Below are 15,738 nucleotides of genomic sequence, written 5' to 3' on the forward strand. Positions count from 1 at the left end.
CCGCGGGCCGAGCCGCGGCGCCGGAGGCGGCACCATGTCACAGGACACCCGCCGCGCCGCGGGTGTGTCGGCGGCGCCGACTCCTGCCCTCTGACCCACCGGCTGCTGTGAAGCCGGTGGGTCAGTGTTCCCCCCGGAACACTTGTGCGGGCGCTGCGACCTTGATCCCGTCCCTGAGCAGACCCCTCTGCTCCTCAGTGACTCGCGGGACCAACTCCGCTGGAACCTCATCCCCGGACCGGACCGCCCTTCCCCGACGAGCCGGTCGGAAACGCACGTCACAGAGCTTTCCAGGCCCTGGCCGGGGGTGTGGCCTCACGCGGGCGTCCGGTCCGTAAAATGCCTGATCAGACTGGCGCGACGGTTTTCCGGTCCGGACGTGCGGACCGGCGCAGGCAACTACTGGGACGACTACGGGCAGGCCGCGACAGATGAGCAGTTCGGCACCGGTGCTGGGGCCCAGGGGGCAGTTCGCGGAGCGGTTCGCGCTGCTCTACGCCGAGGCGGGCGAGCCGCCGCTGAAGCGGGTGACCGAGTCGGTGGCGCGGGCCCGGAAGGTGGACGAGAAGGGCCGTCCGGTGCGGGTGCCGGCCCAGCGGGTCAGCGACTGGCGGCGCGGCCGGAACGTGCCGGCGCGGTTCGCGGCGCTGGCGGCGGTGCTGGAGGTGTTGGTCGGCGAGGCCCGCAAGCTGCGGCCGCAGCCGGTGGTGGAGGGCCTGTACGACATCGTGGCCTGGCGCCGGCTGTGGGAGCAGGCGCTGGCCAGTCCGGTGACGACTGACGGCGAGCCGGCCGAGCAGCAGCCGCCGGCGGAGGACGCGGGCGCGTGCCCGTACCGCGGCCTGGCGGTGTTCCGGCAGGAGGACTCGGGCTGGTTCTACGGCCGTGAGCGCAGCACCTCGGCCCTGGTGTCGCGGCTGGCCTCGGCGGTGCGGACCGGCGGCATCGTGATGCTGGTCGGCGCGTCCGGCGCGGGCAAGTCCTCGCTGATGCGGGCGGGCATGGGGCCGGCGGTGCAGGAGGGCGCGCTCGGCCCGGGCTCGTGGCCGACCCTGGTGCTGACGCCGACCGTGGACCCGCTCAAGGAGCTGACCCGGCTGGTGCCGGAGCTGGCCGACCCGATCGACGACGGCCTGGTCGAGTTCGAGGAGGCCAAGTTCACCGCCCGGGTGCGGGAGGCGATCGCGGCCTACGGCACGCGGGTGGCCGGCCCGGGCGCGCGGCCGGTGCTGATGGTCGACCAGTTCGAGGAGGCCTTCACCCTCTCCGACGACGAGCAGCGGCGGGCGCTGTTCGTGGCGGCGCTGCACGCGGCGTGCACGGGCGAGGGCCAGGCCCTGGTCGTGCTGGGCGTGCGGGCCGACTTCTACGGCCGCTGCCTGGACTACCGCGAGCTGGCCGAGGCGTTGCAGGACCGGCAGATGGTGCTGGGCGCGATGTCGGTGGCCGAGCTGCGGGACGCGGTGGCGCGGCCGGCCCGCGCGGTGGGGCTCCAGCTGGAGTCGGGCCTGGTCGACCTCATGCTGACGGACCTGGGCGTGAACACCTCGCGCAACGGCCAGGGCAGCTACGACGCCGGGGCGCTGCCGCTGCTGTCGCACGCGCTGCTGGCGACCTGGCAGCGGCGGCAGGCGGGCCGGATGACCGTGGCCGGCTACCGGGCGGCGGGCGGCATCCGGGGCGCGGTGGCGGCGACGGCCGAGCGGGCCTGGGCCGATCTGGACGCCGCCGGCCAGGCGGCGGCGCGGCCGGTGCTGCTGCGCCTGGTGCGGGTCGGGGAGGACACGCAGGACACGCGCCGTCGCTCCAGCCGGCAGGAGCTGCTGGAGCAGGCGGTGAACCCGGCGGCCACCACCGAGGCGCTGGAGGTGCTGACCCGGGCCCGCCTGGTCACGGTGGACGCCGGCATCGTGGAGATCACCCACGAGGCGCTGTTGCAGGCCTGGCCCCGGCTGCGCGGCTGGATCGACCGGGACCGCGCCGGCAACCTGCTGCGGCAGCGGCTGGAGGAGGACGCGGAGAGCTGGGAGGCCGAGCACCGGGACGCCTCGCTGCTGTATCGGGGCGGCCGGCTGGAGGCGGCCCAGCAGTGGGCGCACTCGGCCGACGCCGGCGTGCTGACCACCGTGGCCACGGCGTTCCTGGACAGCTCGATCCGGCACCGCCGCCGCAACGCGTGGGTGCGCCGCTCGGCCGCGGCGGCGGTGGTGCTGCTGGCGGTGATCGCCGTGGTCGCGGCGACGATGGCCGTGAACCAGCGGGACGACGCGGTGTTCGCCAGCGTGCTGGCCGAGACCGACAACGCCATGACCAACGACCCGACGCTGGGCGCGCAGCTGGCGATGGTGGCGCACCAGATGCGGCCGGACAGTCCGGACGCCAACTCCCGTGTGCTGGCGGCGGCCTCGGTGCCGCTGTCCACGGTGCTGACCGGGCACACCGGCGCGGTGTACCTGACCACGTTCAGCCCGAACGGCCAGCTGCTGGCCACCGCCAGCTACGACAACACCGTGCGGCTGTGGGACGTGAAGGACCCGCACAAGCCGGCGCCGCTGGGCGAGCCGATCGGCGGCTTCGGCAGCTGGGTCAGCTCGGCGGTGTTCAGCCCGGACGGCAAGACCCTGGCGGCGGCCGGCGACGACCACCTGGTCCGGCTGTTCGACATCGGCGACCCGGCCCACCCCAAGCCGATCGGCCAGCCGCTCAACGCCGACACCGGCACCATCTACCTGATCGCGTTCAGCCCCGACGGCAAGACCCTGGCCGCCGCCTGCGAGCACCAGAAGGTGCAGCTGTGGGACGTGCGCGACGTCGCGCACCCGACGCCGGGCCGGGCGCTGACCGGGCACACCGGGCCGGTGCGCTCGATCGCGTTCCGGCCGGACGGCGGCTACCTGGCCGCCGGCGGCGACGACGGCAGCGTGCTCGTCTACTCGCTGGCCACCGGGGCCCGGGTCGGCGCGCCGCTGACCGGCTACAAGGACACGGTGCACTCGGTGGCGTTCAACCACGACGGCACCATGCTGGGCACCGGCAGCGGGGACGGCTCGGTGCGGTTCTGGGACACCACCGACCCGACCGGCGCGATGCCGGCCATCGGCCTGCCGCTGACCGGACTGGGCGCGGTGTGGTCGGTGTCGTTCTCGCCGCCGGACGGCAAGGTGTTCGCCGCCGCCGGCTCGGACGGCTCGCTGCGGCTGTGGAACATGGCCAACCCGACCCTGCCGCTGCTCATCGGCCAGCCGCTGACCGGCAGCAACGGCCTGGACGCGCTGGGCTTCAGCCCGGACGGCCGGACGCTGGCCACCGGCGGCAACGACACCGACGTCCGGCTGTGGTCGCTGCCGCCGACCTCGGGCATCGGGCACGCCGCCGGCCTGGGCAACCCGACGGTCCGGCCGGACGGCAAGATCATGGTCACCGGCTCCGGCGACGGCGTGGTCCGGGTGTGGAACATGGCCGACCCGGGGCTGCCGCACCAGCTCGGCGATCCGCTGACCGGGCCGTCGGGCGTGAGCCAGCTGCGGTTCACCCCGGACGGCCGGACGCTGGCCGTGGTCTACGGCAACAAGGAGATCGACCTGTTCGACATGGCCGATCCCGCCCATCCGCGGCGGCTGGGCCGGCCGATTCCGCTGGGCACCCGGTACTCCTCGCTGCTGGCGATCAGCCCGGACGGCAAGACCCTGGCCACCGACCACGACGACCACAGCGCCGAGCTGTGGGACATCAGCGACCCGGCCGAGCCGAAGCCGCTGAGCGAGCCGGTGATCACGCACGGCCCCAAGACCAGCGACTACATCTACGACGGGGTGTTCACCAACGACGGCAGGACGCTGATCACCGTCAGCGCGGTGCGGACCGTGCGGCTGTGGGACGTCAGCGATCCGCGCCACCCGAAGCCGCTGGGCCAGCCGCTGACCGGGCACGCCGACGCGGTGATCCGCCTGGCGCTGTCGCCGGACGGCAGGACGCTGGCCACCGCCGGCGACGACGACTACGTGCTGCTGTGGGACATCAGCGACCCGGCCGCCCCCAAGCGGATCGCCTCGCTGACCGGCTACACCAAGAGCATCGGCTCGCTCCAGTTCAGCCCGGACGGCCGGCGACTGGTCACCGGCAACTCCGACCAGGGCATCCGGCTGTGGAACGTGGCCGACCCGGCGTCACCGCAGCCGATGGGCGTCTCCATGGTGCCGACCAACCTGTACGGCTTCGGCGTGGCCTTCGTGCCGGGCACGGACTTCCTGGCCTACACCACGTCCGCGGACAACGTGGTCCGCACCCTGGACATGGACGTGGAGCACTCGGCCCAGCGGATCTGCGCCGACACCCGCAACATCCTGACCCCGGCGGTGTGGAACCTGCACCTCTCGCAGCTCCCCTACTCCCCGCCCTGCCCGAACTGACCCCTCGAAACGCCAGGAACGGCCCTTTCACTGCGCCAGTATCGGGCCTTTCCTGGCATCAGAAGAGGGCGGTGGCGCGGAGGGCGGCCAAGCGCTGCCTGACCATCAGCACGGACTCGTCCCCCAGCGACCGCCACGAGCCCGCGCCGGTGGTCTGGGTGTCGTGCAGGCGGTGCAGCCAGGTGACCTCCGGCGTGATGTAGCCGGGGGTCAGCTCGGCGACGGCGACCATCATGGCGGTGTCCTCGGAGCGGGGGTTGGCCGCCCAGCCGCCGACCGCCCGCACGATGCCCGGCCGCAGCGTCAAACCGGCGCAGTGCACCGGAAGTTCGCCGCGTTCCTCGACGTACAGGCCGAACGCGCCGGGCTCGACCAGCCCGGCCGGCCACTCCAGGGCGAAGGACTTGCGGGTGCCGTCGGACAACAGGTCGTCGGCCTGCGCGGCCACCCAGTGCACCCGAGGATGGCTCGCAAACGCCGCGATAGCCACGCTCAGGGCGCCGGGCAGCAACAGGTCGTCCGAGTCGAGCACGTGCACCAGCGAGCCGTCGATCCGCGACAGGGCAACGTTTCTGGTCATGGCGATGCCGAGCTGTTCCAGGTTGGCCGCGTGCCGGGCGAACGGGAACTGCTTGACCACCCGCTCCAGCTCCGGCGCGACGCCATCCTCCTGAACCACCCACTCCAGCTCCCAGCCGGGCGGAAGCTGTTGCGCGGCAACACTGTTCCCAGCCTCGGCCAACAGCTCGGCCCGGCCGGCGTGGGCCGCGGTGAGCACCGACAGCAGCGGCATCAGACTCGCTCCCTGATCGCGGCGATCCGGTTGTGCACCATCAGGTACGAGGTGCCGACGAGGTTGGAGCCCCAGGCCGGGTCGTGCACGGTCTGCCCGTCGTGCATGCGGTAGATCCAGCTCTCCTCGGGCTCCAGATAGCCGGGCGTGAGCTCGGACAGCGCGGCCAGTAGCTCGATGTCCTCGGTGCGGGGATTGGCCGCCCAGCCGCCCAGCGCCCGCACGCTGGCGGTCCGCATGGTCAGGCCGGCGCAGTGCAGCGGGCACATCCGATGCTGCATGAGGTAGTCCCCCACCAGCCTCGGCCGCACGATTCCCGTTGGCAGCAGGAGGAAGTACGTGAACCAGGCGCCGTCGCGGTCCAGGTATCTGGGCCGGGCCGCCACCCAGTGCAGCTCCGGGTGCTCGGCGAAGCGCTCGATCGGGCCGGCCAGCGCTCCGGGCAGCAGCAGGTCATCGGAGTCCAGCGTGCGGACCAGGTCGCCGCGCGCCCGGGACAGGGCCAGGTTGCGGGTGTCCGCGATGCCCCGCTGCTGGCCGTTGGCGTGGTAGCGAACCTGCGGCACGGCCTCGACGATCTCGGCCAGGTGCGGGTCGTCGCCGTCCTCCTGCACCAGCCACTCCAGCTCCCAGCCAGGCGGAAGCTGTTGGGCGGCAACGGATTCCCCGGTCGACGGCAGGAAGTCGGCCCGGCCGGCGTGGGCGGCGGTGACGATGGACAGCAGCGGCATCAGAATCCCTTGCCCCACCTTCGCATCGACTCGATACGCTGCCGGATCGCCTGCCAGCACGCGGGATCCAGGTCCGGCCAGTCGTCGGCCTTGGTCATCTGCCCGGGGTGCTGCCGGTACAGCCACGTGACCTCGGGCGTGTGGTAGCCGGCGGCGAGCTCGGCCACCGCCACCACCAGGGCCATGTCCTCGGCCCGGGGCAGCGCGGCCCAGCCGCCGACGGCCCGGGCCAGGTCGGTGCGCACGGTCAGGCCGGCCGGGTGGAAGGGGCCGCGGCCGTGTTCGAGCACGTAGTCGTTGACCGCGCCGGCCTCGATCCGGCCGGTCGGGGAGATCGGCGCGAACGCGACCCGGCTGCCGTCGGGCATGAGGTTGTCGGCCTGGCCGGCGACCCAGCCGATGTCGGGCTCCCGGGCGAAGGCGTCGATCACGGTGGCCAGCCCGCCGGGGGCCAGCAGGTCGTCCGAGTCGAGCACGTGCACGAGGTCGCCGCGGGCCCGGGACAGGGCCAGGTTGCGGGTGCCGGCCACGCCCATCCGGGCGCCCAGCCCGCGGTGCGAGGCCTGCGGAAAGGCCGCCGCGAGCGGAGCGAGGACCGGCTCCGGGCCGTCCTCCTCGATGATCCACTCCAGCTCCCAGCCGGCCGGCAGGGCCTGCGCGGCCAGGCTGTCGCCGGTGGCCGGCAGCAGCGGGGCGCGGTCGGCGTGCGCGGCGGTCAGCACGGACACCAGGGGCATGACCGTGAACGTACTGGACGGTCCCGGCCAATCCCGCCCAGAGTGACGAACGGCCCACGTAGAGTCCGCGACATGCGTTTTCTCAACAGACTCGGCGGCCCGAAGGTCGTCGTGGGGGTGCTCGCCGCCATCAGCGCGCTCCAGCTCGCGCTGATCACCATCGGCAACATCACCGACTACAACACCAACTACGCCTTCGTGCAGCACGTGTTCGCGATGGACACCACGTTCAAGTCGCCGAACCTGATGTGGCGGGCCATCACCAGCCCCGGCCTGGTGACCGCGGCCTACGTCCTGATCATCATCTGGGAGGGGCTGTCGGCCGTCGCCCTGATCGCCGCGGTGGTGGCCTGGATCCGGGGCAGCCGGCTGGCCCAGCGGCTGACCTCGCTGGGCTGGCTGATGGAGGCGATGCTGTTCGGCGGCGGCTTCATCGCCATCGGCGGCGAGTACTTCCAGATGTGGCAGTCGTCGAAGTGGAACGGGCTGACCGCGGCCCTGCAGAACGTGATCATCGCGTCGGTGGGCCTGATCCTGACCCACCTGCTCACCTCAGGCCGGCGTGAGGGCGCAGGGGACCTCCAGGAAGACGACGGTCGGCCCGCCTAGCGGGCTGGTCACCAGCAGGGTCCCGTCGAACGCGGCCAGCCGGCGCTCCAGCCCGTGCAGGCCGCCGCCCGGCTCGACACTGGCGCCGCCACGCCCGTCGTCGCCGACCACGGCCACCAGCTTTCCGTCCGTATAGGACAGCCGCAGCCACACGTTGTCGGCCCCGCTGTACTTGGCCACGTTGGTCAGCGCCTCGGCGATCGCGAAGTACACGGCCGACTCCACCGGCTCCGGCGGCCGCCCCGGCACGTCGATGGCCACCGTCACCTTGGCCGGACTGGCCAGCGCCAGCGCCTGGAGCGCGCCCTCCAGGCCCCGGTCGGCCAGCACCGGCGGGTGGATGCCCCGCACCAGGTTGCGCAGCTCGGCCAGCGCGCTGGTGGTCGACTCCCGGGCCTCGGCCAGCAGCTGCTTGGCCGCCTCCGGGTTGTCGTCCACCGTCTCCTCGGCCATGCCCAGGCTCATGCCCAGGGCCACCAGCCGGGCCTGCGCCCCGTCGTGCAGGTCCCGCTCGATGCGCCGCAGCTCGGCGGCGTGGGTGTCCACCGACACCGCCCGCGACTCCGACAGCTGGGTCACGCGGGTGGTCAGCTGGGCGTTGGCCACCTCGATCTCGGTCGGCCCGAGCAGGCCGGCCGTGACGATGGCGTTGAGCCACATCAGCCGGGGTGTGACCCAGATCCAGAAGATCCAGATGCCCAGCCCGAGCAGGGCCAGCCACAGGGTGTCGGCCTCGGTCTGGGCCCGGAACGCGCCCACGCTGCCGACGTCCGAGCCGGGCGGTAGCCAGCGCCACCACACCGGCAGCGTCACGTAGAACAGGCCGGCCAGCAGCAGCGACACCACCAGCAGGTTGGTGACCAGGCCGACGACCAGGTTGGCCACCAGCCAGCACAGGTCCCGCCAGGTGGCCGGGTCGGCGCCGGCGATGCGGAAGCGGGCCAGCCAGTTGTCCTCGCGGCGGATCGGCCGGTAGGGCCGCGCCACCTCGCGGCCGAGCAGGCTGCCGGCCACGCCGCGGTGCAGGTCGGCGAACCACCGGCACATCGCGATCGAGCCGATCACCGCCGGCACGCCGACGCCCAGCGGGATCAGCGAGGCCGACACGATGACCAGGACCAGGGGAACCAGGCCGAGCTGGCTGCCCAGGGCCAGGCCGAGCGCCAGCGGCACGATGCGCAGACGGGTCATCATGCCGGCGCCCACGTGGGTGATCTGAGGTGCCACAAGAGTCATTCTCCTCACGCCCGGGGCGTCGACAGCCGCTTTGCGGCAAGTCGCGCCGGATCCGGCCACCGAACGTCGGTGACCCAGCCCAGCCGCTCGAAGATCCAGATGACCCGGGCGCTGGGATCGATCTGCCCCTTCAGCGCGCCGTGCCGGGCGCAGGTGGGGTCGCTGTGGTGCAGGTTGTGCCAGGACTCGCCCATGCTCAGGATGGCCAGCCACCACACGTTGCGGGACTTGTCCCGCACCTCGAACTCCTCGTCGCCGAAGGTGTGGCAGATCGAGTTGATCGACCAGGTCACGTGGTGCAGCAGGGCGATGCGGACCAGCGAGCCCCAGAAGAACGCGGTCAGCGCGCCGTGCCAGGACATGCTCCACAGGCCGCCGATCAGCGCCGGGGCGAACAGCGACACCGCCATCAGCAGCTCGAAGCGCTTGTGCACGGCCTTGATCGCCGGATCGGCGGCCAGGTCCGGGCAGAACTTGTCGATCGAGGTCCGGTCCCGGTCGAACAGCCAGCCGACGTGGGCGTAGGCCAGGCCCTTGGTCAGCGCCTTCCAGTCCGAGCCGAAGCGCCACGGCGAATGCGGATCGCCGGCCCGGTCGGAGTACTTGTGGTGGCGGCGATGCGTGGCCACCCAGTCCAGCACGCCCATTTCCAGCGACAGGCTGCCGGCGATGGCCAGGGCCACCCGCAATGCCGGCTTGGCCTTGAACGAGCCGTGCGTGAACAGGCGGTGGAATCCGACCGTGACCCCGAAACCGGACAGGAAGTAGAACACGACCGTGATCACGATGTCGTGCCAGCCCAGGCCCCAGCCCCAGGCCAGCGGCACGGCGGCGAGCAGGGCGAGGAACGGGACCACGACGAACACGCCCAACAGGACCTGTTCCACCCGGCCCTTCGGCTCAGGGTCGATATCGGGCTTGGCCAGCGTCGCGGTCACGAGCACCTCCGTCATGGGGCCGAACGTGAGACAAACACTGCCGGGTGGGGAAGCCCAGGTCAGGATGCCTGGACACCGAAAGCATGGTGGGCTTAGACCTACTGTCGACTGCCGCCCGCCACGATGATTGGACCGCTCCCGCGATGACCGCTGAATCCCCCTTGCCCGTCCAGGTCGTGGACACCATGGAGCACCTCGACGGTCGCCACCCCGGCTACCGGCGGGCCCACGCCCGCGGCGCCTGCTTCACGGGCACGTTCACGCCCACCGGCGAGGCCGCCAAGTACACGACGGCCGCTCACCTGACCGGCGGGCCGGTCTCGGCCACCGTGCGGTACTCCAACGGCAGCGGCAATCCCGCCGTGCCCGACACCCAGCCCGGCGGCCGCGGCATGGCCACCAAGTTCCACCTGGCCGACGGCACCGCCACCGACCTGATCGGCGTGAACCTTCCTCGGTTCCTGGTCGCCACCCCCGAGCAGTTCCTGGACCTGGTGCGGGCGCTGGCCGCCGACAAGGACGCCGGCACCGACGACAAGGCCAACCTCCAGGCCTTCCTGGCCCGCAACCCCGGCTCCGTGCCGGCGTTCCAGGCGGCGGCCGACCTCGGCGTGCCGGCCAGCTTCGGCACCACGTACTACAAGGCGCTGCACGCGTTCGTGTGGGTGAACGCCGACGGCGACCGGCAGGCCGTGCGCTACCGCTGGGAGCCGGCGCTGGGCGTGCAGAAGCTCGACGCCGACCAGATCGCCAACGAGGACGAGCAGTTCCTGCTCGGCGAGTTCGCCGACCGCCTCAAGGGCGGGCCGATCTCCTTCACGTTGTTCGTGACCCTGGCCGACCCCAGCGACCCCACCAACGACGCCACCAAGGTGTGGCCGGAGGACCGCCCGGAGATCGAGGTCGGCACGCTGACCATCACCGGCGAGGTCTCCGACCAGGCCCACTGGGCCGCCCAGATCTTCGACCCCACCAACCTCACTCCGGGCATCGAGCTGTCCGACGACCCGCTGCCGAACCTGCGGCACTCGGCCTACTCGGTCTCCTACGACCGCCGCAGCCACGGCGAGTAATCCCCATTTCTGTCATGAAGGGTCCCATCCTGACGGTGAACGTCAGGATGGGACCCTTCATGACATTCGGCGCTAGGCTGTGATCACGGAGGGTCACCCAACGAGGGGGAGCGCCACATGACGGATCTGCCACTTGTCTCCGGCCCCGACTTCCCGATCGGGATCTACTGGCCCCCGCCGCCGGAGGAGACCACGGCCCAGCGCTACCAGGAGATCGCCGCCGCCGGCTTCACCTTCGTGATCACCGGCAACTACCTGGACGACGGCCCGATCATCGACTGGACGCTCAAGCAGGCCGACTCGGCCGGCCTCAAGGTGATCGTCTTCGAGGACACCCAGCTGCTCAACCTGACCCGCTGGTTCACCATCAGCGACGACCGCTCCGTGCCGATGTCGATCACCATGGCCGACGGCGGCGAGCTGATCCGGCGGGTGGAGAGCGTCTACGGCGTGCACGCCTCGCTGGCCGGCTACAGCCTCTACGACGAGCCGGACTACAACAAGTTCGACACCGTGGGCAAGGCCTTCCAGCTCGTCCGGCAGCGCGCCCCGGGCCGGCTGCCCTACGCCAACCTGCTGCCCGACCTGGGCCGCCCGGCCGGCGACTACCCCAACTACGTCGAGCAGTTCTGCCAGGTGGTGCAGCCGGCGCTGATCTCGTTCGACCGCTACCCGCTGCTGCCCGACCCGGGCTCGTTCGACGTCAACTACTTCGCCAACTGGCTGGACATCCGCGACGCCGGCCTGCGGCACAACCTGCCGACGTGGACCTACATCCAGTCGGTGGGCACCAACTGGTACCGCGTGCCGACCGTGACCGAGATGCGGTGGCTGATCAACGTCAGCCTGGCCTACGGCTGCAAGGGGATCCAGTACTTCACCTACTGGCAGCCGGATCCGGCCCGCGGCGAGGGATTCCAGCCGGCGCTGATGGACCTGGCCGGCCGGCCCACCGCGCTGTACCAGGGCGCGACGACGATCAACAACGGCTGGCTGCGGCCGGTCGGCCGGGAGCTCAAGCCGTTGGTGTCGGAGCGGACCGTGCACTACGACGACCCGGCCGACCCGCCTCGGGTCATCCCGTTCACGCCGGACGCCTACGTCGCCGGCATCAGCGGCGACCCGGTGATCCTCGGGCAGTTCACCGGCGGCGGGCCCGGGCGCTGGCTGCTGGTGACCAACCGCTCGTTCGCCGAGCCCGCCCTCAGCTCGGTGACGTTCGGCCCGGCGGTGTCGGCGGTGACCCAGTTCGACCCGGCCACCCAGACCTACCGTCCGGTGCGCAACTCCTCGTCCGTCTCAGTCATGCTGCCCGCCGGCGGCGCCACCCTGTTCCGCGTGCAGTAGCCAGGCCTCGCCCTCTCGGTAGAGCCGGGTCGTGGCCTCGTCGGCCAGACCCGGCAGCCCCAGCCGCACCTGGTGGCCGACGGCCTCCTGGAGATAGGCCAGATGCCGGTAGCCGACCGGGAAACGCTGTAGCCGCCCCGGATCCAGGCTCAGCACGGCCGCCGGATCGACCGGGTTCATCCGGTCGGTCTCGTAGATAGGCTGCCGGTGCACGATGCGCCATTCGCCTTCGTGGCGCGCGAAGAAGTCGTAGAACCGGCCCGTGCACACCACATCCACCTCCACGTCGTGCACGGTCCCGCGCTGGGTGATGGTCATCTTGGTCTGGGCGACGGCCCGGTCCCCGGCCACGTCGGCCGCGGTGCCGCCGAGGAAGTGCAGTATCCGCACCCCGTCGGCGAAAGCCTTGCGGCTGGCCCGGATGAACTCCTGGTACGGGCCCTGGAACCAGGTCGCGCTCATCCAGCCGTCGGGGTGCCAGAGTCCGGCGAACCGGGTCCAGTCGCCGGCGTCGCGATAGAGGGCCCAACGCTGCACCACCGCGGCGATCCGCTGTTCGTCCATGCCTCGACGCTAGGAGCGACCGCCGAGTACGGTCGACACCGGACTTCCACCCAGTGAAAGGACCGTCGACGATGGCGGACGAGCCCCGGCGCAGCGTGGTGCGCAGGCTGCTCAGCGTCCTGGCCACCTTCGACGCCGCCACCCCGACCCAGTCGCTGACCGAGATCGCCGCCCGGACCGAGCTGCCCCTGCCCACCGCGCACCGCTTCCTGGCCGAGCTGACCACCGGCGGCTGGCTGGAGCGGCTGCCCGACGGGCGCTATCGGGTCGGGCTGCGGCTGTGGAAGCTCGGCGCCCTCGCCCCGAGCTACCGCAACCTGCGCGAGCTGGCCCTGCCGTACATGCAGGACCTCTACACCGCCACCCGGGAGAACATCCAGCTGGCCGTGCTCGACGGCGGGACCGCCCTGTGCGTGGAGAACATCAACAGCGTCCGCTCGGTGCCGACCAAGACCCGCATCGGCGGCCGTCTTCCCCTGCACGCCACCGGGGTCGGCAAGGTGCTGCTGGCCGCCGCCGGCGCCGAGCTGCTCACCTCGTTGGCCGAGAAAGGACTTCGCCGCTTCACCCGCTACACGATCATCGAGCCGGGGCGGCTGTCCCGCACCCTGGACACCGTGCGGGACGAGCAGGTCGCCTTCTCCCGCGAGGAGATGACGCTCGGGGCCTGCTCGGTCGCCTCGCCCGTGACCACCGAGGCCGGTGCCGTGGTCGCCGCCGTGTCCATCGTCGCCCACTCCTCGGTCGACATCGACCGCCTGGCCTTCGCCGTGCGCACCGCCGCCAGCGGCATCTCCCGGCAGACCCGCCTGCTGTGAGGCATTGACCACGGGCGGTGAGATTGCGAGGATGACGCCTGCCTCCGCCAGAGTGACGCTTCCGGAGGTGTACCCATGATCCGGTTCCCAGCGCTGCTGGGCTCGGTGGCACTGGCCGTGACCTGCCTCGCCGCGCCCGCGGCCCAGGCGGCGGCCGGGCCGGCGGTGACGGTCGGTCCGGCCACGAGCAGTCGTGTCGGCCCGGAGTTCGCCGGCTTCAGCTACGAGAAGGACCGCGTCGGCGCGGGCATGTTCGACGCCAAGGACACCGACCTGGTGCGGCTGTTCCGGCTGTTGGGCCCGAGCTCGCTGCGCATCGGCGGCAACCTGGTCGACATGACGCCCTGGAACCCCGACGGGGCCGGCGGCTCGGCCACCGAGGTGGCCCCGGCCGACGTGACCAAGCTGGCCGCCTTCGCCAAGGCCACCGGCTGGAAGGTGATCTACGGGATCAACCTCAAGACCAACACCGCGGCCAGCGCGGCCAACGAGGCGGTGTTCGCGGCCAAGGCGCTGGGCAGCAGCCTGGAGGCGTTCGAGATCGGCAACGAGCCGAACTTCTTCCGCACCGAGCAGACCTACGAGGCCTCCTACGAGGAGTACGTCGCGGCCATCCGGGCCCAGCTGCCCAACGCCGTGTTCGACGGACCGGGCGTGACCAACGGGCAGAACGCGTGGCTGCCGCCGTTCACGGCCAAGGAGAAGGCCAACGGCCTGAACATCGTCACCATGCACAGCTACATCGGCGACCAGACCACCGGCACCATCGCCGGCATGCTGGCCTCCAACGGCAAGGGCTACGAGGAGAAGGACGAGACCGCGCTGCAAACCGCCAAGGCGGCCAACCAGATCCCGCAGTGGCGGATGAGCGAGGCCAACTCCTACTACCACGGCGGCACCGCCGGCGTCAGCAACGTGCAGGCCGCTTCCCTGTGGTCGCTGGACTTCATGTACGGCATCGCCGCGCACAACGGTGACGGCGTGAACTTCCACGGCGGCACCTCCACCCAGTGGCCGCTGAACTACTCGCCGATCGCCTTCAACGGCCTGGTCCCGGTCGGCGTGCAGGGCGTGTTCTACGGCGAGCTGCTGTGGTCCCTGGCCGGTTCCGGCGCGCTGCACCCGGCCACCGTCACCGGCGCCACCGACGTGACGGCGTGGGGCATCGGCAACAACGTCATCGTCAACAACAAGGGCACCACGGCGCAGACCTTCACCGTCACCCTCAGCTCGGCGGCCCTCATGGGCACCGAGTACGTGCTCACCGCCCCCACGATCGACTCAACGGCGATCACCCTCGCCGGCTCGGGCGTGGACGCGCACGGCGCCTTCCACCCGGCGCCGAAGCTGGTCCGGGTGCACGGCAAGCAGGCCACCATCACCGTACCGGCCGGCAGCGCCGCCCTGCTCAAAACGCTCTGACTTACGCCACATGCGCTTCCTATATGGGCCCAGACGCCACATGGGAAGCGCATGTGGCATCCCCACCGCCTAATGCCACATGCGCTTCCCATGTGGGTTCAGATGCCAAATGGGAAGCGCATGTGGCAAAAGGAGGGGGGTTACGCCAGGGCTGCTTGTATGGTGGAGCGGAGCCAGCGTTGGGCGGGGTCGGCGTCGAGGCGGGCGTGCCAGCACATGGCGACCTCCACCTCCGGCAGGCCGCCGGGGATGGGAACCGCCCGCACGCCAAGGGTTTCCCCGTACAGCTCGACCAGCCGCGCCGGCACGAGGCCGATGTAGTCGCTGGAGGCCACCAGGTGCATGGCGATGACCGAGGTGGGCACGACGGCGGCCACGTGCCGGCGCAGCCCGGCGGATTCCAGCATGTCGTCGAGGGGTCCACGGGCGCGGCCCCGGCGCGAGGCCGAGACGTGGGGGTACCGGCACAGCTGGGCCAGCGTCGGCCGCTGGGGTAGCGGAACGTCGGTGCGGACGACGCCGATCAGGCGCTCGCGGTAGAGCGGGGCGCTGCGCAGGTCGGGCCCGAGGTCGTCGGTGACGCCGATGTCGAGGTCGATGGCGCCGCTGCGCAGCGCCTCGGAGCTCTCGGCGCCCTCAGCGACGAAGCGCAGCACGACCCCGGGCGCGACGGCGGCGACGGCCTCGACCACCGCCTTGATCAGGGTGATGGCCACGCCGTCGTTGATGCGGATGGCGAAGGTGCGCCGCAGGTCGGCGACGGAGAGCTCACGGTCGGCGCTGATCAGCGCGGCCGCCTCGTCCAGCAGTGATCGCACCCGGGGTGCGGTGCGCAGCGCGAACGGCGTGGGGGTCATGCCCCGGCCGGCCCGCACCAGGATCGGGTCGTCCATGGCCCGCCGCAGCCGGCCCAGCGCCCGGCTGGTGGCCGGGATCGACAGGTGCAGCCGCTCGGCCGCGGCCGTGACGCTGCCGTCCTGGAGCAGGGCGTCGAACACCCGGAGCAGGTTCAGGTCGAGCTGATCCGCCATAGTTGCATCGTACGCAACTCTGCCTTGTCG

General features: G+C 71.7%; 13 protein-coding genes. 6 read left to right on the top strand and 7 right to left on the bottom strand.

The window, feature by feature from the left end; translation table 11 throughout:
* Positions 1-431 precede the first annotated feature (431 nt).
* Positions 432-4,409 carry an AAA family ATPase gene (locus ACIG5F_RS05640; protein WP_396516196.1) on the top strand — a complete coding sequence of 1,326 codons (3,978 nt, stop codon included), beginning with the start codon at positions 432-434 and terminating at the stop codon, positions 4,407-4,409.
* Positions 4,410-4,467: 58 nt separating this feature from the next.
* On the opposite strand, the gene ACIG5F_RS05645 is transcribed toward ACIG5F_RS05640, so the two are convergent.
* Genes ACIG5F_RS05645 through ACIG5F_RS05655 form a run of 3 tightly spaced genes read right to left on the bottom strand, consistent with a single transcriptional unit; the run spans position 4,468 to position 6,670 of the window.
* Positions 4,468-5,202 carry a glycosyltransferase family A protein gene (locus ACIG5F_RS05645; RefSeq protein ID WP_396516198.1) on the bottom strand — a complete coding sequence of 245 codons (735 nt, stop codon included), beginning with the start codon at positions 5,200-5,202 and terminating at the stop codon, positions 4,468-4,470.
* Positions 5,202-5,933: a glycosyltransferase family 2 protein gene (locus ACIG5F_RS05650; RefSeq protein ID WP_396516199.1), complete on the bottom strand. Its 732-nt coding sequence runs from the start codon at positions 5,931-5,933 to the stop codon at positions 5,202-5,204. Before ACIG5F_RS05650 ends, ACIG5F_RS05645 begins: the two co-directional genes overlap by 1 nt.
* Complete coding sequence (locus ACIG5F_RS05655; RefSeq protein ID WP_396516200.1) at positions 5,933-6,670, bottom strand: glycosyltransferase; 738 nt, start codon at positions 6,668-6,670, stop codon at positions 5,933-5,935. Before ACIG5F_RS05655 ends, ACIG5F_RS05650 begins: the two co-directional genes overlap by 1 nt.
* Before the next feature lie 72 nt (positions 6,671-6,742).
* On the opposite strand from ACIG5F_RS05655, the gene ACIG5F_RS05660 reads away from it, so the two are divergent.
* Entirely contained in the window at positions 6,743-7,279 is a 537-nt protein-coding gene (locus tag ACIG5F_RS05660) for a DUF2165 domain-containing protein (RefSeq protein WP_396516201.1), read from the top strand.
* On the opposite strand, the gene ACIG5F_RS05665 is transcribed toward ACIG5F_RS05660, so the two are convergent.
* Positions 7,223-8,506: a sensor histidine kinase gene (locus ACIG5F_RS05665; protein ID WP_396516203.1), complete on the bottom strand. Its 1,284-nt coding sequence runs from the start codon at positions 8,504-8,506 to the stop codon at positions 7,223-7,225. The genes ACIG5F_RS05660 and ACIG5F_RS05665 overlap by 57 nt on opposite strands.
* A gap of 14 nt (positions 8,507-8,520) precedes the next feature.
* Entirely contained in the window at positions 8,521-9,468 is a 948-nt protein-coding gene (locus tag ACIG5F_RS05670) for an acyl-CoA desaturase (protein ID WP_396516205.1), read from the bottom strand.
* A gap of 128 nt (positions 9,469-9,596) precedes the next feature.
* Between ACIG5F_RS05670 and ACIG5F_RS05675 the strand changes: the two genes are divergently transcribed.
* Complete coding sequence (locus ACIG5F_RS05675) at positions 9,597-10,526, top strand: catalase family peroxidase (protein WP_396516207.1); 930 nt, start codon at positions 9,597-9,599, stop codon at positions 10,524-10,526.
* 117 nt (positions 10,527-10,643) lie between these two features.
* Positions 10,644-11,873: a hypothetical protein gene (locus ACIG5F_RS05680; protein ID WP_396516209.1), complete on the top strand. Its 1,230-nt coding sequence runs from the start codon at positions 10,644-10,646 to the stop codon at positions 11,871-11,873.
* Here the strand turns inward: ACIG5F_RS05680 and ACIG5F_RS05685 are convergent.
* A complete protein-coding gene (locus ACIG5F_RS05685; protein WP_396516210.1) occupies positions 11,826-12,437 on the bottom strand; it encodes a nuclear transport factor 2 family protein in 612 nt (203 codons plus the stop codon). The genes ACIG5F_RS05680 and ACIG5F_RS05685 overlap by 48 nt on opposite strands.
* Positions 12,438-12,508: 71 nt before the next feature.
* On the opposite strand from ACIG5F_RS05685, the gene ACIG5F_RS05690 reads away from it, so the two are divergent.
* On the top strand, positions 12,509-13,255 hold the full coding sequence (locus ACIG5F_RS05690) for an IclR family transcriptional regulator (protein WP_396516211.1): 747 nt from the start codon (positions 12,509-12,511) through the stop codon (positions 13,253-13,255).
* Between the two features lie 75 nt (positions 13,256-13,330).
* Entirely contained in the window at positions 13,331-14,677 is a 1,347-nt protein-coding gene (locus tag ACIG5F_RS05695; RefSeq protein ID WP_396516212.1) for a hypothetical protein, read from the top strand.
* Positions 14,678-14,817: 140 nt separating this feature from the next.
* Here the strand turns inward: ACIG5F_RS05695 and ACIG5F_RS05700 are convergent, their stop codons facing one another.
* On the bottom strand, positions 14,818-15,708 hold the full coding sequence (locus tag ACIG5F_RS05700) for a LysR family transcriptional regulator (RefSeq protein ID WP_396516213.1): 891 nt from the start codon (positions 15,706-15,708) through the stop codon (positions 14,818-14,820).
* Positions 15,709-15,738 lie beyond the last annotated feature (30 nt).

The organism is Kutzneria sp. NPDC052558 (assembly GCF_044547355.1).
Classification (GTDB): domain Bacteria; phylum Actinomycetota; class Actinomycetes; order Mycobacteriales; family Pseudonocardiaceae; genus Kutzneria.